The 23,325-nt window shown below is 62.3% G+C and carries 24 protein-coding genes; 12 read left to right on the top strand and 12 right to left on the bottom strand.

Annotated features, from left to right (window positions below):
* The first annotated feature begins 57 nt into the window (after positions 1-57).
* The 6 genes from sulP (at position 58) to Q0931_RS03815 (ending at position 5,346) form a co-directional block, all read left to right on the top strand.
* Complete coding sequence (gene sulP, locus Q0931_RS03840; protein WP_299257470.1) at positions 58-1,851, top strand: SulP family inorganic anion transporter; 1,794 nt, start codon at positions 58-60, stop codon at positions 1,849-1,851.
* 41 nt (positions 1,852-1,892) lie between these two features.
* Positions 1,893-2,333, top strand: a complete 441-nt coding sequence (locus Q0931_RS03835; RefSeq protein WP_299257469.1) for a TIGR01244 family sulfur transferase — start codon at positions 1,893-1,895, stop codon at positions 2,331-2,333.
* A gap of 71 nt (positions 2,334-2,404) precedes the next feature.
* Positions 2,405-2,863 carry a YeeE/YedE family protein gene (locus Q0931_RS03830; protein WP_299257467.1) on the top strand — a complete coding sequence of 153 codons (459 nt, stop codon included), beginning with the start codon at positions 2,405-2,407 and terminating at the stop codon, positions 2,861-2,863.
* Positions 2,860-3,273, top strand: a complete 414-nt coding sequence (locus Q0931_RS03825; protein ID WP_299257465.1) for a DUF6691 family protein — start codon at positions 2,860-2,862, stop codon at positions 3,271-3,273. The genes Q0931_RS03830 and Q0931_RS03825 overlap by 4 nt, the downstream gene beginning before the upstream one ends.
* 76 nt (positions 3,274-3,349) lie before the next feature.
* Complete coding sequence (locus tag Q0931_RS03820; RefSeq protein WP_299257463.1) at positions 3,350-4,045, top strand: response regulator; 696 nt, start codon at positions 3,350-3,352, stop codon at positions 4,043-4,045.
* Positions 4,042-5,346, top strand: coding sequence for a sensor histidine kinase (locus Q0931_RS03815; RefSeq protein ID WP_299257461.1), 1,305 nt, complete (start codon positions 4,042-4,044; stop codon positions 5,344-5,346). Before Q0931_RS03820 ends, Q0931_RS03815 begins: the two co-directional genes overlap by 4 nt.
* Positions 5,347-5,384: 38 nt before the next feature.
* Here the strand turns inward: Q0931_RS03815 and dsbG are convergent, their stop codons facing one another.
* The 4 genes from dsbG to Q0931_RS03795 form a co-directional block, all read right to left on the bottom strand.
* Positions 5,385-6,167, bottom strand: coding sequence for a thiol:disulfide interchange protein DsbG (gene dsbG, locus Q0931_RS03810; RefSeq protein WP_299257459.1), 783 nt, complete (start codon positions 6,165-6,167; stop codon positions 5,385-5,387).
* A gap of 75 nt (positions 6,168-6,242) precedes the next feature.
* A complete protein-coding gene (locus tag Q0931_RS03805; protein ID WP_299257457.1) occupies positions 6,243-7,067 on the bottom strand; it encodes a prolipoprotein diacylglyceryl transferase family protein in 825 nt (274 codons plus the stop codon).
* A 2-nt stretch (positions 7,068-7,069) separates the two neighbouring features.
* A complete protein-coding gene (gene dsbD / locus Q0931_RS03800; RefSeq protein ID WP_299257455.1) occupies positions 7,070-9,022 on the bottom strand; it encodes a protein-disulfide reductase DsbD in 1,953 nt (650 codons plus the stop codon).
* 427 nt (positions 9,023-9,449) lie between these two features.
* Positions 9,450-10,316 (bottom strand): YicC/YloC family endoribonuclease, encoded by an 867-nt coding sequence (locus Q0931_RS03795; protein ID WP_299257454.1) that lies wholly within the window; start codon positions 10,314-10,316, stop codon positions 9,450-9,452.
* Positions 10,317-10,458: 142 nt separating this feature from the next.
* Here Q0931_RS03795 and rph point away from each other — a divergent pair, with 142 nt between their 5' ends.
* Positions 10,459-11,181 (top strand): ribonuclease PH, encoded by a 723-nt coding sequence (gene rph, locus Q0931_RS03790; protein ID WP_299257453.1) that lies wholly within the window; start codon positions 10,459-10,461, stop codon positions 11,179-11,181.
* 149 nt (positions 11,182-11,330) lie between these two features.
* Here the strand turns inward: rph and Q0931_RS03785 are convergent, their stop codons facing one another.
* On the bottom strand, positions 11,331-12,092 hold the full coding sequence (locus Q0931_RS03785; protein ID WP_299257451.1) for an exodeoxyribonuclease III: 762 nt from the start codon (positions 12,090-12,092) through the stop codon (positions 11,331-11,333).
* An 86-nt stretch (positions 12,093-12,178) separates the two neighbouring features.
* On the opposite strand from Q0931_RS03785, the gene pyrE reads away from it, so the two are divergent.
* The 3 genes from pyrE to trmL all read left to right on the top strand — a co-directional run bounded on the left by pyrE (position 12,179) and on the right by trmL (position 14,164).
* Entirely contained in the window at positions 12,179-12,850 is a 672-nt protein-coding gene (gene pyrE / locus Q0931_RS03780; RefSeq protein ID WP_299257450.1) for an orotate phosphoribosyltransferase, read from the top strand.
* A 155-nt stretch (positions 12,851-13,005) separates the two neighbouring features.
* Complete coding sequence (locus Q0931_RS03775; protein ID WP_299257448.1) at positions 13,006-13,557, top strand: YfaZ family outer membrane protein; 552 nt, start codon at positions 13,006-13,008, stop codon at positions 13,555-13,557.
* 142 nt (positions 13,558-13,699) lie between these two features.
* Positions 13,700-14,164: a tRNA (uridine(34)/cytosine(34)/5-carboxymethylaminomethyluridine(34)-2'-O)-methyltransferase TrmL gene (gene trmL / locus Q0931_RS03770; protein WP_299257446.1), complete on the top strand. Its 465-nt coding sequence runs from the start codon at positions 13,700-13,702 to the stop codon at positions 14,162-14,164.
* Here the strand turns inward: trmL and Q0931_RS03765 are convergent.
* Positions 14,122-14,628, bottom strand: a complete 507-nt coding sequence (locus tag Q0931_RS03765) for a GNAT family N-acetyltransferase (RefSeq protein WP_299257444.1) — start codon at positions 14,626-14,628, stop codon at positions 14,122-14,124. The genes trmL and Q0931_RS03765 overlap by 43 nt on opposite strands.
* A 115-nt stretch (positions 14,629-14,743) precedes the next feature.
* A complete protein-coding gene (locus Q0931_RS03760) occupies positions 14,744-15,325 on the bottom strand; it encodes an STN domain-containing protein (RefSeq protein WP_299257443.1) in 582 nt (193 codons plus the stop codon).
* Between the two features lie 120 nt (positions 15,326-15,445).
* Between Q0931_RS03760 and rep the strand changes: the two genes are divergently transcribed.
* Positions 15,446-17,497 (top strand): DNA helicase Rep, encoded by a 2,052-nt coding sequence (gene rep, locus Q0931_RS03755; protein WP_299257441.1) that lies wholly within the window; start codon positions 15,446-15,448, stop codon positions 17,495-17,497.
* Positions 17,498-17,542: 45 nt separating this feature from the next.
* On the opposite strand, the gene Q0931_RS03750 is transcribed toward rep, so the two are convergent.
* The 5 genes from Q0931_RS03750 to Q0931_RS03730 are packed head-to-tail and all read right to left on the bottom strand — an operon-like array spanning position 17,543 to position 22,416.
* A complete protein-coding gene (locus Q0931_RS03750; RefSeq protein WP_299257439.1) occupies positions 17,543-18,307 on the bottom strand; it encodes an SDR family oxidoreductase in 765 nt (254 codons plus the stop codon).
* Positions 18,308-18,344: 37 nt separating this feature from the next.
* Positions 18,345-19,541, bottom strand: a complete 1,197-nt coding sequence (locus Q0931_RS03745) for a mandelate racemase/muconate lactonizing enzyme family protein (RefSeq protein ID WP_299257437.1) — start codon at positions 19,539-19,541, stop codon at positions 18,345-18,347.
* Positions 19,542-19,554: 13 nt separating this feature from the next.
* Positions 19,555-20,862 (bottom strand): TRAP transporter large permease subunit, encoded by a 1,308-nt coding sequence (locus Q0931_RS03740; protein ID WP_299257435.1) that lies wholly within the window; start codon positions 20,860-20,862, stop codon positions 19,555-19,557.
* Entirely contained in the window at positions 20,859-21,350 is a 492-nt protein-coding gene (locus Q0931_RS03735; protein WP_299257433.1) for a TRAP transporter small permease subunit, read from the bottom strand. The genes Q0931_RS03740 and Q0931_RS03735 overlap by 4 nt, the downstream gene beginning before the upstream one ends.
* Before the next feature lie 25 nt (positions 21,351-21,375).
* Positions 21,376-22,416, bottom strand: coding sequence for a C4-dicarboxylate ABC transporter substrate-binding protein (locus tag Q0931_RS03730; protein WP_299257431.1), 1,041 nt, complete (start codon positions 22,414-22,416; stop codon positions 21,376-21,378).
* A 201-nt stretch (positions 22,417-22,617) separates the two neighbouring features.
* Between Q0931_RS03730 and Q0931_RS03725 the strand changes: the two genes are divergently transcribed.
* The gene (locus Q0931_RS03725; protein WP_299257429.1) at positions 22,618-23,325 is read left to right on the top strand and encodes a GntR family transcriptional regulator; all 708 of its coding nucleotides are present in this window, start codon (positions 22,618-22,620) and stop codon (positions 23,323-23,325) included.

The following is a 23,325-nucleotide window of genomic DNA, read 5'->3' as shown; positions in this document are numbered from 1 at the left end:
TGCCTCTTTCATGAATACCCGGTCGCACCATGGCTCGGATAACGGAGCGGACAAGTCATGAGTCAGCAGCAAAGAGCCGGATTGGCGCGCTGGCTTCCGATTCTTGATTGGGGGCGGCGTTACAACGCTGGGGTGCTGGTCGAGGATCTGCTGGCGGCCGTCATTGTGGCGCTGATGCTGGTTCCACAGGCACTGGCCTACGCCATGCTGGCGGGGCTCCCGCCGGTGGCAGGGCTGTACGCAAGCCTGGTGCCACTGGTCATCTATACCCTGCTGGGAAGTAGTGCGACGCTCTCTGTTGGCCCGATGGCGGTGGTGTCCCTGATGACCGCCTCGGCGCTTTCGCAGGTTGCCGAATCGGGATCGCAGGATTACGTCGCCGCAGCCCTGGTACTGGCACTGCTCTGCGGTGCCATTCTGCTGATCATGGGGCTTTGTCGGCTGGGCTTTCTGGTCAATTTCCTGAGTCATCCGGTGATGACCGGTTTCGTCAGTGCTTCGGGCGTTTTGATCGCAGCGAGTCAGCTTGAGCAATTGCTTGGTGTCGACCTCTCCGGCTCGACGCTGCCGGCGCTGTTGTCCCGATTACCCTCGGCGCTGGAGAGTGTCAGCCTGCCGACTGTCATCATTGGGATGGGGTCGCTTCTGCTGCTGTGGCTGATACGGAGGTGGGGCAAGCCCGTACTGGAACACTGTCATGTACCGGCTCGTGTGGCGGGCGTGCTGATCAGGCTGGCGCCGATCGCTACCATCATACTGGCAGCGCTGGTTGCCGGCGCGGCAGGATGGCTGGGCCGCGACGTTGCCGTCATTGGTGAGATTCCCGCCGGGCTGCCACCGCTGACCCTGCCCGACTGGGAACCAGAGCTGTGGCGATCGTTGATCGGTTCGGCGGTGCTGATCAGTATTGTCGGCTACGTGGAATCGGTCTCGGTGGCACAGGCGCTGGCGGTGCGTCGTGGTGAGCATGTCGATCCGGACCAGGAACTGATCGGGCTCGGTGGCGCCAATCTGGCGGCGGCTTTTACCGGTGGTATGCCGGTCACGGGCGGTTTCTCGCGCTCCGTGGTCAATTTCGATGCCGGCGCTCGTACCCCGGCCTCCAGTGCGTTCACTGCCGTGGGTATCGCGCTGGCCATGCTGTTTCTGTCGCCCTGGCTGCGGGAACTGCCGATGGCGACGCTGGCAGCAACCATCGTCATCGCCACTGTCTCGCTGATCGATCTGGCAGCGTTTAGGCGCGTCTGGCGCTACGCCCGCGGCGAGGGAGTCGCCATGTCGGCGACCGCACTGGCAACGCTGGTGCTGGGCGTGGACGTAGGCATTCTGGTTGGTGTCGCCATGTCGCTGGCGCTGCATCTCTATGGCACCAGCCGACCGCATAGTGCGGAAGTCGGCCGCATTCCCGGCACCGAACATTTTCGCAATGTTCGTCGTCATGCCGTGGAGACCGATGCCGGGGTTGCCATTCTGCGCGTCGACGAGAGTCTCTATTTCGCCAACGTTCGCCACCTGGAAGACCTGATCACGGCAGTGGTGAATCGTGACCCGCCGCCTCGGGATCTGGTGCTGGCCTGCCAGGCGGTCAACGTCGTTGACGCCACGGCGCTGGAGAGTCTCGAGGCGCTTAATCGGCGCCTGCGGGATCGACATATCGGGCTGCATTTCGCCGAAGTGAAAGGGCCTGTAATGGATCGATTGAGTCGTACCGAACTGCTCGAAACACTCAATGGCCGTGTCTTTCTGAGCACCTTCGATGCCTGGTGCGAGCTGCATGGCCGCGGCTCGGCACCGCTGAGTCATCCGTGTATCGAATCGCCGGTGCCCGGGTGTTCGGGGACTGTCGGTTGAAGGCATTAACGTTATTATCAGACGAGCAAGACGAGGAAATCATGGATATCAAATCACTTGATAATCGATTGAGCGTCACTGCGCAGCCCCGGCTCGATGAGCTTGAGCAACTGGCAGACCAGGGGTTTTGCACGGTTCTCTCCAACCGTCCACGGGGCGAAAGTGAGGACCAGCCGGATCCTGATGCTCTGAAAGACAAGGCAGAATCATTGGGGATGGTCTGGCATCAGGTTCCGGTCAGGCCGGGGGAATATTCACAGACTGATATCGAGGCGTTCGATCACATTCTGAATAACGCTCAAGGGCCCATTATTGGCTTTTGCCGTTCGGGCAAGCGCGTAACTGATCTATGGGCCTTGTCACAGGCAGCCTATCGTCCCGTGCAGGAGCTTATCGAGGCCGCCGGCGCCATCGGTCATGACCTGGAACCCCTGCGTGAGCGCCTCGAACGGCAGGCAAGCCAGGCGATTCGAGGGAACTGATCAATATGTGATGTTGGCGCGGCCGAGCGTTTGGCAACTGCTGTTTGACGGCACTGGCAATGAGGTGCGAAATGGAAACGATGAGCTGGTTGCAAGGGGCACTGGGCGGCATTCTGATCGGGCTTGCCGCCAGCCTGCTAATGGGATTGCTGGGACGAATTGCGGGGATCAGCGGCATTCTCTCCGGACTGCTTTTCGAACGCGGCGGGAACAGGTCCTGGCGCCTTGCGTTTCTGCTGGGCATTGTCTCCGGGCCGGGCCTGCTGATATTGACCGGCCTGGACTGGGGCAATGTGTCGGGCGACAGCGGAGCGGTGGTCGGTGTCCCGGAAAGTGGACCGGCGATAATGTTGATGGCCGGCCTGCTGGTCGGGTTGGGCACCGGTCTGGGTAGCGGCTGCACCAGCGGACACGGGGTCTGCGGGTTGGCGCGTCTGTCGCCCCGGTCGATGGCCGCAACGCTCGTCTTCGTACTTGCTGCCATGCTGACCGTGTTCGTGTCGCGTCATGTGCTGGGGGGCTCGGCATGAAAGTTCGGTCAGGTTATTTGTCCGGTCTGCTGTTCGGACTCGGCCTGGCGATCAGCGGCATGACCGATCCGGCACGAGTCATCGGCTTTCTCGATGTCGCCGGCGCCTGGGATCCGACCCTGATTTTCGTGCTGGGCGGCGCGGTCATTACTACCTTCATCGGTTATCGCCTCGTCTGGCGACGCCAGATGCCGCTGTTCGAATCCCGGTTCCAGCTGCCCACCCGCCGTGATCTCGATACCCGGCTGCTGAGCGGTGCCGCACTTTTCGGTATTGGCTGGGGCCTCTCCGGCTATTGCCCGGGCCCGGCGGCTGCCTCGCTGCCGGAACCGAGCTGGCCGCTGGCGGCATTCATCATGACCCTGCTGATGGGGTGGTGGCTGGCGCGTCGGCTCTCTCCTGCTCACTGATCGGCGAGCTCATTCCGACCTCATCGCCGTCCGCCAGACTGTGGCGGGAATGGATCGGATCGCAAACGGGGGAAACATGCGCGTACTACTCGTTGAGGACGATGCCCCGGTGGCGGCCGGCATCGAAGCGGGACTGGCGCTGAGCGATTTCGTCGTCGATACGGTGATCACGCTGGACGGCGCACGCGGGGCGCTGTCTGCGATTGACTACGATGCCGTGGTGCTCGATCGCCGTCTGCCCGATGGCGAGGGTCTGACGCTGCTGCAACAGTGGCGTCGTGCTGGCGTTGCCACACCGGTGCTGATGCTGACGGCAAGAGATGCCGTGGCCAGTCGCGTCGAAGGGCTTCAGGGCGGAGCTGACGACTACCTGGTCAAACCGTTCGATCTGGATGAGTTGACCGCAAGACTGCAGGCGCTGTTACGCCGCAGCGCCGGGCAGGTCGATTGTTCACTTCGTCACGGGCGCCTGGCGCTGGATCCTGTCGCTCGCAGTGTGATGCTGGATGGCGTACCGGTGGCGCTGGTGCGTCGCGAACTGATGCTGCTGGAGGCGCTGATTCGGGCTCGTGGGCGGATTTTGAGTGCTGATCAGCTAAAGGATCGCCTCTACGGCATTGATGACGAGATCGAGAGCAACGCCCTCAATGTGCACATCTACCAGCTGCGTCGCAAGCTGGGACGCGAAGCGATCGAGACGGTCCGTGGCATCGGCTACCGTCTCGGCCCGCTTTCCGCCGACAGGCCTTGTCATGGCGACACCCCATCATGAGCCTTCGGCTGCGTCTCGTCGCCACGCTCGGGATCACGCTGATGCTGCTGTGGGGGCTGACGGCGGCGTGGTCGATGCGCGATCTCTCGAGCCAGCTCGAGCGTTCGCTGGATCAGCGCCTGGCCCAGTCGGCCCGAATGGTGGCCGGTCTGCTTGATCGTGTGCCGGCGGCGACCTGGAGTGGTGAAGTTGGCGAGACGTCAGTCATCCCTGCGCTTGAGGGCATCGCCTGCCGCGTGTCATCGCTGCGCGGGCAGGTGGTGGCGGGTACGCACCCGGGAATGAACGATGTTCTCGCAGTCGATGCCGAAGGCTACAGCTACCGCGATCACAACGACCAGCGCTGGCGCGTTTATACCCTGGTCGACGACGACAAGCGGATCACCGTCGCCGATCGCCTGCGGGAGCGGGAATCATTGTTATCTCAGGTACGCCGCGCAGCCTTTTATCCGTTTCTGCTCGCACTGATCGGTAGTCTGATTGCACTGTGGTGGGGCGTGACTCGGGGACTATCGCCGCTGTCGAGACTACAGCGGCGCTTGATGTCACGCGATCATGGTGACCTCTCGGCACTGCCGATTCGCGGTTTGCCGGGGGAAATTCGTCCGCTGATCGACGGTTTCAACACCCTGCTTGCGCGTACTCGACGCATGCTGGCGCTGGAGCAGCGCTTTACCGACGATGCCGCGCATGAGCTACGTACGCCGCTGACCGCGATTCGTACCCATCTTCAGATTGCGCGACGCGTCAACGGCGATCCCCGCCGGAAGGCGATGCAGCAGGCGGAGGCAGGGGTCGAGCGGCTGACGAAGACGCTCGACCAGTTGCTGTTGCTGGCACGCATGGAGAGCGAGGAGATCGCGCGGGGGAGTGTCGATCCCACGCGGCTGGAGCAAGCCCTGGAGGCCGCGATGGTGGAGACCGGGAGTCGTGATCGGTGCCACTGGCACGCATTGGCCGATCAACTTCATATCGCGCTATCCGGGGAGTTGCTGGTGATCGCGCTGCGTAATCTGCTCGAGAACGCCATGCGTCACGGTTCACCTGACACCCCGATCGAGATCGAGGCGCACGAGGCGGACGGCATGGCCGTGATCGACATCGTCAATCAGGGCGAGACCATCCCGCCCGAACAGATCGCCCGCCTGACGGAGCGCTTTCATCGCGGCAATCATCCGCAGGGCAGCGGCTTGGGATTATCCATCGTCGAGGCGATCGCCACCCGGGCCGGCGGCAGCGTGCGGCTCGCCTCCGGCGACGGTATCGGGCTGCGGGTGACGCTCTCGCTGCCCCTGGCCTGACTCGCCAGGGACGGGTGAGCAGAGGTGGATGAGAAAACTCAGGGAGAGTCGCTACCCATGATGGTGCGCAGCTTGTCCGGCGAGGGCGCGCCCCTGACCTTATACACCGTGCCATCATCGTCCTGATAGAAGGTCACGGGTGTCGCGTAAAGCTGACCATCATGCATCAGTTGCGTGTTGTCACTGACCCATTGCTCGCTCTGATCGGTTCCCTCGCTATCCGGCATGGCGCCGGTACGGTAGTGCTCGGCGATCGCGGCGCTCGGATCGTCGGCGGCCAGGATTGCGGCGGCTTTCTCGGGGCTGTCTGCTTTCAGAATACCTACCATCAGATGACGAATCTGGACCTCACCGCTTTCGATCCAGGGCTGAGCGTCCTGCCAGAACTTGCGGCAGTAGGGGCAGTTGGGATCGCTGAAGGTGTAGACCATTCGCGATGCATCGGCATCGCCCTCCCGAACCCAGTGATGATCCGCCATTGTCTTCCATAGCTCGGCATTCCTGGGTCCATCGACGAGCTTTTCCAGTGGCTCGGCAGAGACGTCACGGCCCCGGGCGTCGATCAGCGTACCGACGACGGCATGTTCGCCGTCCGGGGTCAGATAGGCGGCCACACTCTGCCCTCGGATGCTGGCACCGTAGCCCTTGAGCCCACCGGGGGCATCGAATTCACCGTGAATGGTAAGGCCCTGCTGCTCGAGAGCCTGAATCGGCGCGGGCCAGTCATCGGCGGCGGCGGGAAGGCTTGCCGCCAGAGCAATACTGGCGGCCATAGGCAGCGCGAGCCGTAGTGACATCATTCGGGGGGTGTGATGTTGCATCGTTGTCGTCTCCGTTTGTGAATGCCTGGCGGGAAGGTCAAGTGAAGCGCTTGGGTTGAAAGCGCGCTCGAGTCGTCATGGGGCAATGCGCTCGAGACTGCGATCGAGCGTGGCACGGGAAAGCTCACCGAAGTGGGTATCGACGAGCTGGCCGTCGGCGTCGTAGTAGAGGGTGGTCGGCATGGCCATGGCACCCACCTCCCGACCGAAGGTCATATCCGGATCGCGATAGAGATGATCGAGCGAGAGGGACTCCCGTTGCAGAAACGTCTCGATGGCGTCAACGCTCTCGCCCTGATTGACGAACACGAACGACACGTCGTTCCGCGCCTGCTGGGCCTGCTCCAGCATCGGCATCTCGCGACGACAGGGTGGACACCAGCTCGCCCAGAGATTGACCACCATGGGCCGATCAGATGCCTGCAGCACGGTGGGCAGTGCTACCGGTGACCCATCGAGAGCCGCCAGCGGGATGGCAGGCAGGCTCGCCCCGCGAGGTGCCGTCAGCGTCAGGGCGCCAGCGGTCATCGACCATGCCAGGGCACCCGAGAGAACCGCTGCACCCAGGGGGCGGCGCATGGCCGGCTGCCGCCAGAAACGCCAGGCCAGATAGGTAAAAGCGATCGCCAGCCCCGCCAGCGACTCGAACCCGCGATCCCGGATATCGAGCCAGGACCAGAAGGTGTCGTAGCTCTGCCAGTAGCGGGCGACGAACACGATGCGTGCGCCGATCACGCCGATCAGCAACGCATTGAACAGAACATCGCCGACGCTGACCTGCCGACGACGGCCCACCCAGGCACCCACGATCAGGGCGACGATCATGGCCACGATCAGCAAAAGCTGACCCAGACTCACGCCCAGGGGCCCCAGAGCGATACTGCGATCAAGCGGATTCATGGTCAGCCCTCCGTGGACTCGTTGGCGTTCTGTCTGGCCTGCGTATAGCGGTCGAGAAAGGCCACGGCATCCAGCTCGCCGATGATGCGAGCGCTGCGCTGTTCCCGACCGTCAGGGCCGAACCACATCAGGGTCGGCGGACCGACGATGCCGAAGTGCTGCATGATCGCCTTGTCCTCGGCGTCGTAATCCGTGACGTCGATACTCAGTCGCTGCACGTCCTGGAGCGCCTCCTTGACGGCCGGGTCGCTGAACACTTCCCGTTCGATGACTTCGCAGGAGACACACCAGTCGGCGGTGAATTCGACCAGCGTCATCTGGCCGCTGTTGGCGGTGGCCTGGACGCGGCGTTCGAGCGTGGCCAGATCCTTCACGTCGTCGAACGTGACAGGCCCGGACTCGCTGGCGTCTTTGGAGGCCGTTGCCACACCGCTCGGGACGTAGACTGAGAGGGGTTGCCATGGATTCCTGGCGCCACCGGCGGCACCGATCAGGATCAACGTGCTCCACAGACCGATGATGGCAGCACTGGCTGTCGCAACCTGGCGCAGGACGCCTCCTGGCCTATCGCCATTTGGGTCGTTATCACGTGCCAGGGCGACGAGAGAGATCGCTCCGCCCAGACCCAGCGCGCCCCACAGGCCAAGAACGATGGCATCCGAGAGGATTCGGGCGACGAACCAGATCGCCATGCCCAGCAGCACGAAGCCGAAAAGCGCCTTGACGCGGGTCATCCAGGCGCCAGGCCTGGGCAGCAACTGGCTGCCGAGCGTGCCGATCAGCACCAGCGGAGCGCCCATGCCGAGGCCCAGCGCGAGCAGCGCCGCGCCGCCCAGCCACGGATTACCGGTGTCGGCGATGAAGAGCAGAGCGCCGGCGAGAGGAGCGGTCATGCAGGGGCCGACCAGCAGGGCGGAGAGTACCCCCATGACGGCGACGCCCTTGAGCCGGCCGCCGCGCTGTCGCGACAGTCCCGCATCCAGGCGTTGACGCAGCACCCGCGGCAGTTCGAGCTCGAAGGCACCGAACATGGCGAGCGCCAGCACCACGAACAGCACCGAGAAAATGCCGATGAACCAGACATTCTGAAACAGCATCTGCAGATTGGCGCCCGCCATGGCCGCCGCCACGCCCAGTATCGCGTAGGTTGCAGCCATGGGGAGAACGTAGGCGAGCGAGAGTACGAAGCCGGCGGCGCGCGGATTCTCCCCGCTGCGACGTTGGCCGACGATCAGGCTGGAGAGGATGGGGATCATCGGCAGCACGCAAGGCGTGAAGGTCAACAGCAGACCCATGCCGAAGAACGCTGCCAGCGTCCAGATCCAGTTGCCACCGGCGAGCTGCGCCGCCAGCTGCTGATCTTCCGCCATCGCCGCGTCTGTCCGGGACTGATTGGTGGGGCCTGACGCGACAGACGCTGGTGTCGCGGATGACGAATTCGGCGCATCGACCATGGCATCCGTTCCTGGCTCATTCGCGTCGGTGGTGCCGTCCCCCGAGGCACCTGCAACGGATTCCAGATCGAAGGTCCGCTGCTGGGGTGGATAGCAGAGGCCGGCATCGGCGCAACCCTGCCAATGAAGGGTGAGGGTATCGGCTTCCCCGGGCTGCGTGGTCATGCTCAACGCATGACGGTAGATTTCGGAGCGACCGAAGTACTCGTCCTCGATATTCTCCCCCTCGGGGATATCGAGCGATAGCTCGTGTTCATCGGCCTCAGCGGCGAAGCTGTGGCGATAGAGATAGTAACCGGGCTCGATCTGCCAATTGATGTCTATCTCGTCGCCGTCTTGTATCAGCGTCGGTTCGAAGGCCTGATCCGGTGGCAGGAAGTCGCCCCGTTTTCCGAACGGATCCTGCGCCACGGCCAGGGGTGCTACGCAGAGCAACATGAGTATCGCCAAACATGATCCCGGCTTCGAACCCATGATCTGCGCTTTTATCTCTTGCCACATGAACCGCCTCCTGAACTGATAGCGCGAGAATGACTCATGAAAATGAGCTGGCGATGAATTCTCTTTCATGAAGGCGCAGGATGGGTGCGGGCAAAAACGACGCTACGAATTCATTCGCAGCCATATGGGTTTGCAAGCATTGTGTATCGATATTCGGCATAAGAGCTTTTCAAGGACCGTCATGACTCTTCATGCTGATTGCAGGTGTTTCTTGAACTCATGGTTCAGCCTACCGGGCTGGCAGTCGGTAGAGTCATGCGTTGTTTGACCATCGTATGATGGAAGCACTGGTTCACAAGTAGAGGGTGTGTTCTGCCAAACTTGTGCTGCTTTAGATGGGAGAAATTGCGGGCTTTTGCAGACCCTGCTTTGATGGAAGATTCTACAAAACAGGATCTGTATATAGGGCAAAAATCTTCGTAAGTGTCTACTCGATGTTTTGAATCTGCTCGCGCATCTGCTCGATCAGCACCTTGAGTTCCACCGCGCAGCGGGTGGTATCAGTGACTGCGGCCTTGGAGGAGAGCGTGTTGGCTTCGCGGTTGAGTTCCTGCATTAGAAAGTCGAGTCGGCGTCCGATCGGGCCCTTTTGTGTGAGCTGGCGCTCGACTTCATTGACATGGGTTTCCAGTCGGTCGAGCTCCTCGGCAACATCGGCCTTTTGTGCCATCAGCGCCATTTCCGCTTCCAGCCGGGCCGGGTCAAGCTCGGCCTTCACGGTTTCCAGACGTTCCAGAATCTGACGACGCTGGCGCTCCAGTACGGCCGGCAGGTGGGCTCGGACCTCTTCCACCTGAGCGCGAATGCCAATCAGGCGTTCGCGAATCAGCGCGCAGAGCTGTTCGCCTTCGCGCTCGCGGCCGGCGTTAAGATCCTCGAGCGCCTGCGATATCAGCTTGAGGGCGGTGGCGCGCACGGCGTCCATGTCGATCTCGCCGCCGCGCGAGATGCCGGGGTGGTCCAGCAGCTCCAGCAGGGTCGGCATTGAGGCTTCCGGGGCGTGACGGCGCAGGCGCGTCAGGGTCTCCATCAGCACTTCCAGATGCTCGACGTTGATGTCGAGGTTGTCACCGCTGCCCTGGGCGCGCTCAAAGCGCAGCGAACACTCGATCTTGCCGCGCGAGAGCACCCCACGCAGGCTGTCGCGAAACGGCGCTTCAAGATCGCGCAGGGATTCAGGCAGGCGAAAGTGCAGGTCCAGATAGCGCTGGTTCACCGAGCGCAGTTCCAGCGCAAGGCTGCCCCAGTCGGCATCCAGCGTCTGGCGGGTGAAGGCGGTCATGCTGCGAGCCATGGGTCATCCTTGCGTGAAAGGTGGAAAGACAAGAGGTGAAAGCGATCAGTTTAAACGATTCGTTCATTGCGCAGGCAGGCGTGTAAGATGCCCGGCCCGCCTTTTGGTTGGTGTCTTCATTTTTACCAGTAGAGAGAGTGTCATGCGACCCAGTGGACGTGCCCCCGAGGCAACCCGTGAAATTACCCTGACCCGCGGCTACACAAAGCATGCCGAGGGCTCGGTGCTGGTCGCCTTTGGCGATACCCAGGTGCTGTGTACGGCCAGCGTCGAAGCCGGCGTGCCGCGCTGGCTGCGCGGCAAGGGCCAGGGCTGGATCACCGCCGAGTACGGCATGCTGCCGCGCGCGACCCATACCCGCAGCGGCCGGGAAGCGGCGCGTGGCAAGCAGGGCGGGCGCACGGTGGAAATCCAGCGCCTGATCGGGCGCAGCCTGCGTGCGGCGGTCGATCTGAAAAAGCTGGGTGAGTTCACCATCACTATCGACTGCGATGTGCTCCAGGCCGATGGCGGTACCCGTACGGCCGCGATCACCGGCGGCTGTGTGGCGCTGGTCGATGCGATCCAGTCGCTGCAGCGCAACAAGCAGATCACCACTGACCCGCTCAAGCAGCTGGTCAGCGCGGTCTCGGTCGGCATCTACAAGGGCCAGGCCGTGACGGATCTGGACTATGCCGAGGACTCGCGCGCCGAGACCGACATGAATGTGGTCATGACCGCCGATGGCGGCATCATCGAGGTACAGGGCACGGCCGAGAAGACATCGTTTTCGCGCACTGAGCTCAACGCCATGATGGACATGGCCGAAGCCGGCTGCGAGCAGCTCTTTGCGCGTCAGCGCAATGTGCTGGGTATGGTCAGCTGATCCGCACGGCCTGAAACGTCAGCCGCACAACGACACGGCGCCGGAAGCCAAAAGCTTCCGGCGCCGTTGCGCGAAGGGACCGAGCGGTGGCTAACAGCTCAATAGCCGAGGGCGGTCGATCACGGCCGTGCCGTCATCGACAGCCGGGGTCAGAGCTCCAGATCGTACTCGATGATCAGCGGCGCGAACTCGCTGAAATCGGCGTCGCGATCGATCCAGGCACGCTTGACCGTGCGGGCGATATCCGGCCCGGTGATCTGATAGTCGGTGCGCCAGCCATCCTGACGCTTGCGCGGCACTTCGCTGTCGGGTTTTTGCCACCAGGTGTGATGGCCGGCGTTGCGCTCGACTTCCCGGAAGGTGTCGACGAAGTCCATCGGTCCGAAGACCTGATCCATGAAGGCGCGCTCTTCGGGGCGAAATCCGGGCGTGCTCTGGTGTTCGGACCAGTGATCAAGGTCGACGGTCTTGTGGGCGATGTACCAGCTGCCGGCGATGATGTACTGGCGACGCTTGCGGCGCAGCTTGTTGAGATAGTCGCTGTACTGCGCGATAAAACGCTGCTTGGCGTGCGGATCTTCCGGCATCAGAAAGGACGCCACGCTGAAGCGCTCGTAGTCGGCCTGCAGAAAACGACCTTCATTATCGCACTGCTCAAAGCCCAGACCATACATGATCGCCTTGGGGATCTTGCGGCAGTAGATGCCGACGCCGGCAAAATCATCCTGCTCGGCATCCAGAAAATAGCCTTCATAGCCCTCGGGATAGAGGATCGAGTCGTCCAGCTCGAAGCTTTTGGTCTTTAAGTTCTGCACGCAGACGATGTCGGCATCCTGCGCCTTGAGCCAGTCGAGAAAGCCCCGTTCGACAGCTCTGCGCATGCCATTGACGTTGATACTGGCGATTTTCATACATGGTCCCTTGTTTTTCGCGCGTGTATGATACCCGAGCCTGACAGGTTTGGGTAAAGAGCCGGTACAAGAAATAAGGGTATGACATGTTGGACGAGCAGCGAGAATTCATCGAATTCGCTATTGCCGAGCAGGCGCTCCGCTTTGGCGAGTTCACCCTCAAGTCGGGGCGCGTCAGTCCCTATTTCTTCAATGCCGGCCATTTTCACAGTGGTGCGGCACTGGCCATGCTGGGGCGCTGCTATGCCGGTGCCATCCAGCGTGCCGGGCTGGAGTTCGATCTCCTGTTCGGCCCTGCCTACAAGGGCATCCCGCTGGCATCGAGTACGGCCATTGCGATGGCGACTCATCATGACCGCAATCTGCCCTGGTCGTTCAATCGAAAGGAAGCCAAGGACCATGGTGAAGGCGGCTCGATTGTTGGCGCGCCGCTGTCCGGCCGTGTGCTGATCATTGATGATGTCATCACCGCCGGCACGGCCATCGGGGAATCCATGGCATTGATCGAGGCGGCCGGTGCCACCGCTGCCGGTGTGGTCGTCGCTCTTGATCGCCAGGAGCGCGGACAGGGTGATATCAGCGCCATCGAGGACGTTCGCCGGCGTTACGATATTCCGGTCGTGCCGATTGTCACGCTGGCGGGCATTCTCGAATATCTCGAGACTCGCGGCGATGACGCCCTGGCTCCTTATGCCCACGCCATCCATGAGTATCGCGCGCATTACGGTGTTCAGGATAACGGCTTCAGGCGGTGGTAAGGTAGCCTTAATAAAAAAGATAACATCATGTCGATCCATATCATCATGATGGCACAATGCGCCGGTGCACACCGGCCTGTATTTCCGCAGGCGAACGGATTCCTTTCTGACAGCGCATGTCCCGTTCAAGGGGACAACAAGCCAAGGATTTCAAAATGAAAAAGATCATCATCTCGGTACTGGGTGCAGGCCTTGCCCTCTCAAGTCTTAACGCCTCGGCTCTGAGCCTTTCTGCCAGCGGTGGCAAGGACTCCCACGGTTTTCAGGCCACTCAGGGGCTGCTGCCGGGCTTTTCTGCCGGACTGGGCTATTTCAGCACCAATGACAGCGGCAACAATACCAAGGCCTATTCCGGCCAGCTGATGTTCTCGCCCTATCTGCCGGGTGTGGATGTGTCGGTCGGCGGACGCTACCAGTATCTGGACAGCGACTACGGTGACGGGGGTGGTCTGGGGCTGGGCGGTTCGGCCTATGTGGACACCCCGATTCCGCGTGTCAGTGTCGGTGGCTATGGCTTTTATACGCCGGAAGGGTTGGCCCATGGCGACGTTAACGAAAGCTATGAATACGGCGCCCGCGCTCGTGCCACGCTGATCGCCAATACCTATGGTTATGTTGGCTATCGCTACTACCATACCGATTTCGACAACCACGATGGCAAGACGCTGTTCAGCGGTCCGGAGCTGGGCGTTTCGGTTGGCTTCTAAATTCGTCGGTTTCTGATCCGACAGGCACCTGTCTGTCACCAGCGGGTCCGGCCCTTGTGCCGGGCCCGCTGTCGTTGGTCCCCGCGAAGCTGATCGTCAATATGCGGCATCTAACCGTAGAAAGTAGAGAAAACGCCCGCCCATGCTGGATATCGTCCTGTTCGAGCCGGAAATCGCCCCCAATACCGGCAACATCATCAGACTCTGCGCCAATACCGGCTTTCGCCTGCACCTGATCGAGCCGCTCGGCTTTGAACTGGATGACAAGCGCCTGCGCCGGGCCGGGCTTGATTACCACGAGTGGGCCCGCGTCCGGGTCCATGCCTCGCTGGAGGCCTTCATGACCGCGGTCGCACCAACGCGGATGCTGGCCGTCACCACCCGCGGGCGTACCCGTCATGATCACGTGGCCTATCAAACGGGGGATGCGCTGCTGTTTGGCCCGGAGAGTCGCGGCCTGCCGCAGGCGCTGATCGACCGCCTGCCGGAAGGGCAGCGCCTGCGCATTCCCATGCGGGAAGGCAGCCGCAGCCTCAACCTCTCCAACGCCTGCGCGGTACTGGTCTATGAGGCCTGGCGACAGCTGGACTTTGACGGGGCGCTGTAATCCGGGCCGTCGAGAGACTTCGTCATGAACACGCTGTATGGGTCTTCCTGGTAGTCGCCAAACGGCGGGCAGGTCTCGAAACCGAAGCGCGCATAGAGGCTGCGTGCCGGGGCGAATACCGGGGGCGTTCCGGTTTCAAGGCTGAGCCGTTTGAACCCGCGCGACTGCGCCTCTCGGATAATATGATCGAGCAGTTTGGCGGCTACCCCGCGGCGCAGATGCGTCTCGGCGGTGCGCATCGACTTGATCTCGCCATGTGTTTCATCGAGCGCCTTGAGCGCCCCGCAGCCGGCAATGGTGTTGCCCTCCCACGCGCTCCAGAAGGTCACCCCGGGCGCGCGCAGCGCGTCGATATCCAGCGCATGACAGCTCTCTTCGGGAGAGTGGCCGGCCAGATCCGTCACATGCTCGCGGATCAGCGCGATGGTCGCGTCGCTGCTCAGGTCGTCCTGAATGATCCTCATCCTTGTGGCCTCTTGTTGTTGTCACTGATGTCGTTGTCACTGATGTTGTGGTGCGTGATGTGATGACGGCTCATGCCATCGCGATGCCGGGCAGGGCCGATCATCCACCCGGAACTCAGAGAGCGCCCGGCGCCAGCCGCCCTTCCAGCCAGGCAAAGAAGCGCTCATGGCCGGCCTTCTCGGCGGCGCTCAAAAAGCCCTGCTCGGTGATCAGTTGATCGCTTTGCGCCTCGATGGCGTCCAGTTGAGCGTCGAGGTCCCGGGCCTCGTCCTGGGTGAGCTGATTGTTGTCCCGGGCGCTGTCGATGCGGTAGCGAAACGTCTCGACCAGATCTTCGATGTGCTCCCGGTCACTCTGATTGATTCGGTAATGGCCGTTGTCCAGATGGACTTCAAGGCCCGAGCCGCGCACCAGCTGAATCAGGGCGGCACCCGGGGTGAAGCGTCCGGAGAGGGCCGGCGCCTGAAGGTTGCCAAGCGATGCGCTGTCCACTTCGACCGGGCAGCCGCTGGTATGGGCAAACTGCTCAAGCGCCTGATCAAGGCGCTGTTCGGGATAGTCGTACTGGATGGCCTGAATCTGGCAGGCCGCGCTGGCCTGCGCTGAACACCCCAGCACGGCCCCGATCAGGGCAAGGCGCATACCGGTGCGAAAGGGCGGTTTTTTGATACCCGGTGCAAGGCGCTGATCACGCATGGTTTTCCTCTGGGTCATGACAGTGGGCGGCAGATCCACTGCCTGTCATTACAGCACACCCGGGGCCGCAGGATGTATCATGACGTGCTCGCGTTATCTGCCCCTCATCAGGTTGTTCCCATGTCCGATATTCGCAACCGCATTGCCGGCCTCAACCCACGCCAGCGCGAGGCCGTGAAATACATCGATGGCCCCTGTCTGGTGCTGGCCGGCGCCGGTTCCGGCAAGACCAGCGTGATCACCACCAAGATTGCGTATCTGGTTCATGAGTGCGGCATGAGTGCCCGGCGCATCGCGGCGGTGACCTTTACCAACAAGGCCGCCCGCGAGATGAAGGAGCGCGTCCAGACGCTGTTGCCCGGGCGCAGCGGCCACGGCCTGACGGTCTCTACCTTTCACACCCTGGGGTTGACCATCATCCGCTCGGAGCTGAAAACGCTGGGCCTGCGCCCGGGCTTTTCGCTGTTTGACCCGGAGGATGCCAGGGCGCTGCTGCGCGATCTGATGCAAAAGGACGCCCAGATCGACGGCGATCAGATCAACCGGGTGCAGAGCCAGATCTCGACCTGGAAAAACGACCTGATTTTGCCTGGACATGCGCTCTCCCACGCCGAGACCGAGGATGACGCCTACTGCGCGCGCATCTACGAGCACTACGTGCGCCACCTGAAGGCCTATAACGCGGTCGATTTCGATGACCTGATCATGCTGCCGGCGACAATGTTCGAGCGCCATCCGGAGGTGCTGCAGCGCTGGCGACACCGCATCCACTACATGCTGGTGGATGAGTATCAGGACACCAACTCGAGCCAGTATCAGCTGGTGCGCATGCTGATGGCCGAGCGTCAGACCTTTACCGTGGTGGGCGATGACGATCAGTCGATCTACGCCTGGCGCGGGGCGCGGCCGGAGAACCTGGTGCAGCTGGGGGAGGATTTCCCCTCGCTCAATGTGATCAAGCTGGAGCAGAACTACCGCTCCACCTCGATCATCCTCAAGGCCGCCAATACGCTGATTGCCAACAACCCCCACGTCTATGAGAAGACGCTGTGGTCGGACAAGGGCCGCGGCGAGCCGATTCGTATCATCGTCAATCGCAACGAGGAGGCCGAGACCGAGCGGGTGGCCACCGAGATCCTTACCCGGCGCATCAAGGAGAGCGCCCAGTGGCGCGATTTTGCCGTGCTCTATCGCGGCAACTTTCAGGCCCGGCTTTTGGAGCTGAAGCTTCAGCACCACCAGATCCCCTACAAGCTCTCCGGCGGCACCTCCTTTTTCTCCCGCAACGAGATCAAGGACGCCATGGCCTACCTGCGGCTTCTGATCAATCCGGCCGATGACAACGCCTTTTTGCGCATCGTCAACGTGCCGCGCCGCGAGATCGGCCCCAACACGCTGGAAAAGCTCGCCAACTACGCCCAGGAGCGCAAGGTCAGCCTGTTTGCCGCCTGCAGCGAGATGGGCCTGGCACACGTGCTCTCCGAGCGTGCCGTCGACCGGCTGGGGCGTTTCAATCACTTTCTGGAAGGTATCCGCAAGCGCATGGATCAGGGCGACGCCATCGCCGCGATCCGGGCAATGTTTGCCGAGATGGATTACGAGGCGTGGCTCTATCAGAACGCCAGCGCCCCGATCGTGGCCGAAAAGCGCATGGGCAACGTGTATATCCTGATCGATCAGCTCGAGAAGTCGATGCATCGTGATACCGAGGAGGGCGACGACATGGCCGAGGAGACCGATGACGTCGAGGCGGCGATTTCACGGCTGGTGCTGCGCGATATTCTCGACCAGCAGGCCCAGGAGGATGACACCGACAAGGTGCAGCTTCTGACCCTGCACGCCTCCAAGGGGCTCGAGTTCCCGCACGTCTACGTGATGGGCATGGAAGAGGAGCTGCTGCCGCACCGCAACTCGATCGAGATGGACACCATCGAGGAGGAGCGGCGGCTGGCCTATGTGGGGATTACCCGCGCGCGCCAGACCCTGACGCTGTCGCTGGCCCAGCAGCGCAAGCAGTTCGGCGAGATGATGAACTGTGCGCCGAGCCGCTTTCTTGACGAGCTGCCGCCCGAGGACCTGGAGTGGTACGGCCGCGCCGACAAGGAAGACCCGGAGAAAAAGCGTGAGCGCGGCCAGAGTGCCATCGCCGGGCTGCGCTCGCTGCTCGGGTAGAGGGGCCCGGCCCGGTGGCTGCCCCGGGCCCCGGTCTGACAGGGGCTACAGGACGGCCAGCATGCCGCCATCCACGTAGATGATCTGGCCGTTGACATAGCTCGAGCCGGGCGCGGCCAGATAGATGACCGTGCTGGCCAGATCCTCCGGCAGCCCCCAGCGGCGCGACGGGGTGCGCGCCTTCACCCAGCCGTCAAACGCCGGGTCCTCCGACAGTGGCCGGGTCATGTCGGTGAGCATGTAACCGGGGCCGATGGCGTTGGCCTGGATGTTGTGCTCGGCCCATTCGGCGGCCATCGAGCAGGTCAGTAGCCGAATCCCCCCCTTGGCTGCGGTATAGGGCGCGACGGTCGCCCGGGCGACCTGGCTGGTCAGCGAGCCCACATTGATGATCTTGCCGCCCTGCCCCTTTTCAATCAGGCGACGCGCGACCTGCTGGCCGACCAGAAAGGCCGCGGTCAGGTTGGTATCGATCACCTTCTGCCAGTCCGCCAGTGCCAGCTCGGTCATCGGCTGGCGGTGCTGCATGCCGGCATTGTTGATCAGGATATCGATGGTGGTGCCCCGCTGATCGAGGGTCTCGAAGGCCTGGTGCACGTCCGTCTCGCTGGTCACATCAAAGGTGATGGTGCCCACCTCGATGCCCCTGGCGGCAAAGTGCGTGGCTGCGTCGTGCAGCTTGTCGGCATTGCGACCGTGCAGCACGATGGCCGCGCCGGCATCGCTGAGCGCCTGGGCCATGGCAAGCCCCAGTCCGCCCGAGGAGCCCGTAATCAGGGCAGTACGCCCGGTCAGGTCAAACAGATGCATGGTTGATGCCTCCCTTCATGATGGATGCCCTTGGCCGTTACTGGCTTTTACGGGTGACCAGATCGGCGCGCTCAAAGACCTCCGGCAGCAGTTCGACGCCCAGCCCCGGCCCCTCCATGGGGTAGACGTAACCGTTTTCGATTCGCGGTACGGCCGTGACCAGCTCCTGATACCAGCCGCGATAGAAGGCGCGGACCGACTCCTGGATCAGGGTGTTGGGCTGACTGAAGGACATGTGCACGGCGGCGGCAAAGCCCACCGGGCCGATGCAGTCGTGGGGGGCGAACGGCTTGTGGAAGGTCTCGGCCAGGGCGGCGATCTTGCGCCCCTCGGTCAAACCGCCGGTCCAGCACAGATCCACCATCACCACGCCAAGGGCATTCTGATCGAGCATCTCCTTGTAGGGCCAGCGCGAGCCCAGGGTTTCACTGCCGCACACCGGCACCGAAGTGGCGCGTGCGTACTCTCCCAGCGCTGAGGTTGAGGTCATTTTGATCGGGTCCTCGAACCAGTAGGGGTTGTAGGGCTCCAGCGCCCTGGCAATGCGTTTGGCACTGGTCAGATTCCACTGGGAGTGAAACTCGACCATGATGTCCATTGCATCCCCCACGCGCTGTCGGATCTGCTCGAAGGGGCGCAGCGCCGTTTTCATCTGCTCGGCATTGATGTCCAGCCCGTGGGTCTGCTGGGCGATGGGGTCAAAGGGCCAGATCTTCATGGCGCTGATGCCGCTTTCCAGCAGGTTTTCGGCCAGCACGCCGGCATCGGTCATGAAGGCATTGAGATCCTCGAAGGGGCCCTCGCTGCTGCCCAGATTCCAGTTGTTGACCGTTCGGATGTCGCGATTTCGCACATAGCCGTAGCCGGCGCAGGTGTTGTAGATGCGAAGCCGTGGCTGACAGAGTCCGCCGAGCATCTGATGCACCGGCTGCTGGCATACCTTGCCGAACAGGTCCCATAGCGCAATATCGATGGCCGAGGTGGCGCGCGACTCGGCACCGGTCGAGGCGTGTGCCAGCGGCAGGTTGGTCATCTCCCGATGCAGCGCCTCGATGGCCAGCGGGTCACGCCCGATCAGCCTGGGGGCCAGGGTGTCATGAATGTGGGCCGCCACGGCACCGGCGCCGTAGAACGTCTCCCCAAGGCCGATGGTGCCTTCATCGGTGTGTACGCGTACCCAGAGCACGTTTTCGAACTCGCGGGCATGCAGGGTTTCGATGGCAGTGATTTTCATCAGTGAACTCCAGTTATGGAAGCAGGCCGGGCAGCCACAGCGCGAGCGGCGGAAAGAGTAATACCAGGATCAGCACGGCAAGCTGGATCAGCATGAACGGCCAGACGGAACGGTAGATGTCGACGAGGGTGACGCCCTTTGGCGCCACGCTCATCAGGTAGAAGGCCGCCGAGCCGAAGGGAGGGGAAAGAAAGGCAATCTGCATGGCGATGGAAAAAAGCACCCCGAACCAGATGGGGCTCATGCCCAGCTCGACCACGATGGGCAAAAAGATCGGAATGGTCAGCAGCACGATTCCGATCCAGTCCATGAAGCAGCCCAGCACCAGAAAGACGAGCAGCATCAAAAGGATGGTCATCATCGGCGTCAGGCCTGCGCCCAGAATGAGCTCATTGATGAAGGCCCGCCCGCCCATCAGGTTGTAGACACTGATCAGCACCGCCACGCCAAAGGTCACCCACAGCAGAATGCCGACGGCGCGCAGGGTCTGGACCAGCGCCTGATGCAGCAGGAACACGCTGAGCTCGCGCCGCACGACAATCAGGGCCAGGGTGCCGACGACCCCGACACAGGCCGCTTCGGTGATCGAGGTCACCCCCCCGTAGATACAGCCCAGGATCAAAACGATCAGCAACATCGGCGGGACCAGGCCCATCAAAGCGCTTTTGAGTGTCATCCCCTCCGGCACGGCATCGCGGCTGGCGGGCGCCAGCGCCGGGTTGAGCCAGCAGCGTATGACCACATAGAGCAGGTAGCTGCCGGCGAGTATCAGCCCGGGGATGACCGTGGCCGAAAAGAGCGCCTGAATGCTTGCGCCCCCGACCAGCCCGAAGATGATCAGCACAATGCTGGGGGGAATCATGGTGCCCAGCGAGCCGCCCGCCACAATGACGCCGATGGACAGACTGCGGTCATAGTTCAGGCGCAGCATCTGCGGCAGGGCAACCAGGCCGAGCATCACGATCTCGCCGCCGATGATGCCGCTCATGGCCGCCATGATGACCGCAATCAAAAGCGTGACCAGCGCGACGCCGCCGCGAACACCGCCTACCAGATACTGCAGGCTGTCAAAAAGATCGCGTGCCAGCCGCGAGCGCTCAAGCAAAGACGACATCAGAATGAACAGCGGCACCGAGGCGAAGGAGATGTCGGTCGCCATGCCGTAGATCTTCTGCATGGCCAGACCCAGGACCTCCGGGCCGAACTCGACAAGGGCCAACAGCGAGGCCACACCGCCCGCTGCAAATCCGAGCGGTACAGCCATGGCCATGGCCAGTATCAATCCCCCCAGCAGCACCAGGGACATGATCGCAATGCTCATGTGACGTCCTCCTGTCGGTGCCAGCGGCGATAAAGATTGATGACCGACATCACGGCCATGACCAGCGCACAGACCACGATCAGGGGTTTGATGGTCATCGGGATCGGAGCATTCCAGACCGTGCCGAAGCGCTCGCCGGCGACCAGCGCCACCCAGGCCTCGCGCGCCCCGAAACCGGCCACGATCAGACAAAAGCACAGGGTCATCAGGCACTGCATGACATCAAGGATGCGTTTTAACCGCCGGGGCGCGAGGTCATAAAGCACGGTGACGCGCAGATGCGCATCGCGTCGCATGACAAAGACGCCGGCATAGACATAGGCAATGGCGCAGACATACAGGGAGAGTTCGTTGGCCCAGCTGGTCGGCGCCAGGAAGAAATAGCGAAACACCACCTCCCAGGTCATGGCCACGATGACCACCATGAAGAGCCAGGCGGGCAGCTCATCCCAGTGAAAGGCGGGTTGTTCAGCAGATGGATCGGACATCATGACCTCCCTGAGGACGGTGGCTTCAGACCAGAAGCCCCATTTGACGCATGAAGGCCAGATGGCTTTTCACCATGACATCGGCCGCTTCACTGCGCGTCGCCCAGTCCTTCCAGACCTGCAGGGCCGCTTCGCGAAAGGCCAGCCGATCCTTTTCCGACCAGTCATGAAAGGTGACCTGGTCGGACAGATCGGTCAGTACCCGGTGGTCATCCACCGTCACCTCCTTGATGACGTCAAAGGCGATGGCGCGCTGGGCTACTTCAATGACACGCTGAAGCTCGGCAGGCAGGGCATTCCAGCTGTCCAGGTTGATGGCGACATGGTCGGCAGGCATGGAGTGAAAGCCCGGATAGGTGGCGTATTTGCAGATGTCATAAAGGCCCAGCGAGCGGTTGAGGGCCAGGGTGCCGGCATCGGCACCGCTGACCACGCCGGTTTCCATGGCCGTAAAGACCTCGCCAAAGGACATCACGACCGGGGCGGCCCCCAGGCGGGTAAATATCTCGCTCTCCATGCCCGGCGGTGAGCGAAACTTCCACCCCCCGAGGGCCTCGATACCCGGCAGGGGGACGGTAGAGCTCAACGACTCCAGCGGCGGGCAGAGCAGGCCGACGCAGTACATGTTGTAACGCCCATAGAGCGGGTCGACGATGGCGCGCGCCTCGGGCATATCGAGCCAGGCGTGCAACTGAACGGGATCTTCATATCCGCCCATGACATCGCCAATGAACTGGAAGGCGGGGTCCTTGCCGGTGAGATAGCTGGCCCCTGTCATATCGATGTCCAGCACCCCGTTGGCGGCGGCATCGAAGGTCTGAAAGTCGTTGACAATCGCGCTTGAATAATGCAGGTCGATCAGTAATCGCCCGCCGGAGAGCGACTCGCACAGCTCGACAAAGCGCGTGTACATGGCGCCCTGGGTCGAGGTTTCACTCTTGTTGGTCTGCGCTCTCAGACGATACTGGCGGCCCGGCTCGGCCAGTGCCCGACCCGAGAGCGCTGCGGCACCGAGCAGGCCTGCGCCTGCACCGGACAGCAGACGGCGCCTGGTAAGTTCTGCCATGACGTGCTCCTTCGTAAGGCAGCGTTACCGGAAAAGGGGATCGATAAAAGCGCTGCCGAAGGAGAAATATATTTCTGTATATCGAAATATCATATGATACATAGGGTGTATTCACAGCGACGCCTGACTGCGTCATCGTGCGAGGACAACATGCAGGAAAGAAGGTTAAAGCCCCTGGAACGGACCAATGAAACCCCGGGCATGTCCCGCGCGGAACTGGCCTATGAGCGAATCGAGACGCTGCTGGCCCACATGGAGCTGGCGCCCGGCGCCTTTCTCACCATGGCCGAGCTCCAGGCCCGTACCGGGCTTGGACGCATGCCGGTGCTCGAGGCCACACGGCGCCTGAGCGATGACACGCTGCTGGAGGTTCGGGCCGGGCGAGGGATTCGCGTGTTACCCATTGATCCGGGGCGCGAGCGTCGGCTGCTGAGGGTACGCCATGACCTGGAGCGCTTTGCCATAGAGCAGGCCTGCGAGCGTGCCAGTACGCTGGAGCGCAGTCAGATGCGCCAGCTCGCCTCTGCGCTGGCTGCCCTGATCGAGGACGACACGCCCTTGTGTGACGAGCGGATCCGTCGCTTCAACGAGATCGATCGGCGAATGGACCGGCTGGTGCTCAAGGCCGCCAGTGAACCCTTCGTTGAACGCACCCTGCGTCCGCTGCACACCCTTTTTCGCCGGCTGGGTTATCTGTTTTTGACCCACTTTGGCGATGAGCCGTTGATTCGTACCAACATCCGTCTGCATCAGGAGCTGCTGGAAGCCGTCATTGCCGGTCGGAAACCGGCGGCCGATGACGTGCTCTCGCGGCTGATGGCCTTTGCCGCAGAGATGATGGATCCCATCGAGACGTCTCTGGATCCGGCACTGCTGGATGCCGGCATCGTCCCCTTTGACCCGGAGTAG

It is taken from the genome of uncultured Kushneria sp. (assembly GCF_947497025.1).
Lineage (GTDB): Bacteria > Pseudomonadota > Gammaproteobacteria > Pseudomonadales > Halomonadaceae > Kushneria.
Note: the sequence above shows the minus strand (reverse complement) of the source record. Positions and strands in the feature narration are given on the sequence as shown.

Excerpts from the sequence above, each read along its gene's own strand:
- Q0931_RS03820 (WP_299257463.1), top strand. The coding sequence starts at position 3,350 with ATGCGCGTACTACTCGTTGAGGACGATGCCCCGGTGGCGGCCGGCATC.
- trmL (WP_299257446.1), top strand. The coding sequence starts at position 13,700 with ATGCTGGATATCGTCCTGTTCGAGCCGGAAATCGCCCCCAATACCGGC.
- rph (WP_299257453.1), top strand. The coding sequence starts at position 10,459 with ATGCGACCCAGTGGACGTGCCCCCGAGGCAACCCGTGAAATTACCCTG.
- dsbG (WP_299257459.1), bottom strand. The coding sequence starts at position 6,167 with ATGCAACATCACACCCCCCGAATGATGTCACTACGGCTCGCGCTGCCT.
- Q0931_RS03815 (WP_299257461.1), top strand. The coding sequence starts at position 4,042 with ATGAGCCTTCGGCTGCGTCTCGTCGCCACGCTCGGGATCACGCTGATG.
- Q0931_RS03830 (WP_299257467.1), top strand. The coding sequence starts at position 2,405 with ATGGAAACGATGAGCTGGTTGCAAGGGGCACTGGGCGGCATTCTGATC.
- Q0931_RS03730 (WP_299257431.1), bottom strand. The coding sequence starts at position 22,416 with ATGGCAGAACTTACCAGGCGCCGTCTGCTGTCCGGTGCAGGCGCAGGC.
- Q0931_RS03825 (WP_299257465.1), top strand. The coding sequence starts at position 2,860 with ATGAAAGTTCGGTCAGGTTATTTGTCCGGTCTGCTGTTCGGACTCGGC.
- Q0931_RS03785 (WP_299257451.1), bottom strand. The coding sequence starts at position 12,092 with ATGAAAATCGCCAGTATCAACGTCAATGGCATGCGCAGAGCTGTCGAA.
- Q0931_RS03735 (WP_299257433.1), bottom strand. The coding sequence starts at position 21,350 with ATGTCCGATCCATCTGCTGAACAACCCGCCTTTCACTGGGATGAGCTG.
- Q0931_RS03760 (WP_299257443.1), bottom strand. The coding sequence starts at position 15,325 with ATGCGTGATCAGCGCCTTGCACCGGGTATCAAAAAACCGCCCTTTCGC.
- Q0931_RS03750 (WP_299257439.1), bottom strand. The coding sequence starts at position 18,307 with ATGCATCTGTTTGACCTGACCGGGCGTACTGCCCTGATTACGGGCTCC.
- rep (WP_299257441.1), top strand. The coding sequence starts at position 15,446 with ATGTCCGATATTCGCAACCGCATTGCCGGCCTCAACCCACGCCAGCGC.
- Q0931_RS03740 (WP_299257435.1), bottom strand. The coding sequence starts at position 20,862 with ATGAGCATTGCGATCATGTCCCTGGTGCTGCTGGGGGGATTGATACTG.
- sulP (WP_299257470.1), top strand. The coding sequence starts at position 58 with ATGAGTCAGCAGCAAAGAGCCGGATTGGCGCGCTGGCTTCCGATTCTT.
- dsbD (WP_299257455.1), bottom strand. The coding sequence starts at position 9,022 with ATGTGGCAAGAGATAAAAGCGCAGATCATGGGTTCGAAGCCGGGATCA.
- Q0931_RS03765 (WP_299257444.1), bottom strand. The coding sequence starts at position 14,628 with ATGAGGATCATTCAGGACGACCTGAGCAGCGACGCGACCATCGCGCTG.
- Q0931_RS03795 (WP_299257454.1), bottom strand. The coding sequence starts at position 10,316 with ATGGCTCGCAGCATGACCGCCTTCACCCGCCAGACGCTGGATGCCGAC.
- Q0931_RS03745 (WP_299257437.1), bottom strand. The coding sequence starts at position 19,541 with ATGAAAATCACTGCCATCGAAACCCTGCATGCCCGCGAGTTCGAAAAC.
- Q0931_RS03725 (WP_299257429.1), top strand. The coding sequence starts at position 22,618 with ATGTCCCGCGCGGAACTGGCCTATGAGCGAATCGAGACGCTGCTGGCC.
- Q0931_RS03775 (WP_299257448.1), top strand. The coding sequence starts at position 13,006 with ATGAAAAAGATCATCATCTCGGTACTGGGTGCAGGCCTTGCCCTCTCA.
- Q0931_RS03805 (WP_299257457.1), bottom strand. The coding sequence starts at position 7,067 with ATGAATCCGCTTGATCGCAGTATCGCTCTGGGGCCCCTGGGCGTGAGT.
- Q0931_RS03835 (WP_299257469.1), top strand. The coding sequence starts at position 1,893 with ATGGATATCAAATCACTTGATAATCGATTGAGCGTCACTGCGCAGCCC.
- pyrE (WP_299257450.1), top strand. The coding sequence starts at position 12,179 with ATGTTGGACGAGCAGCGAGAATTCATCGAATTCGCTATTGCCGAGCAG.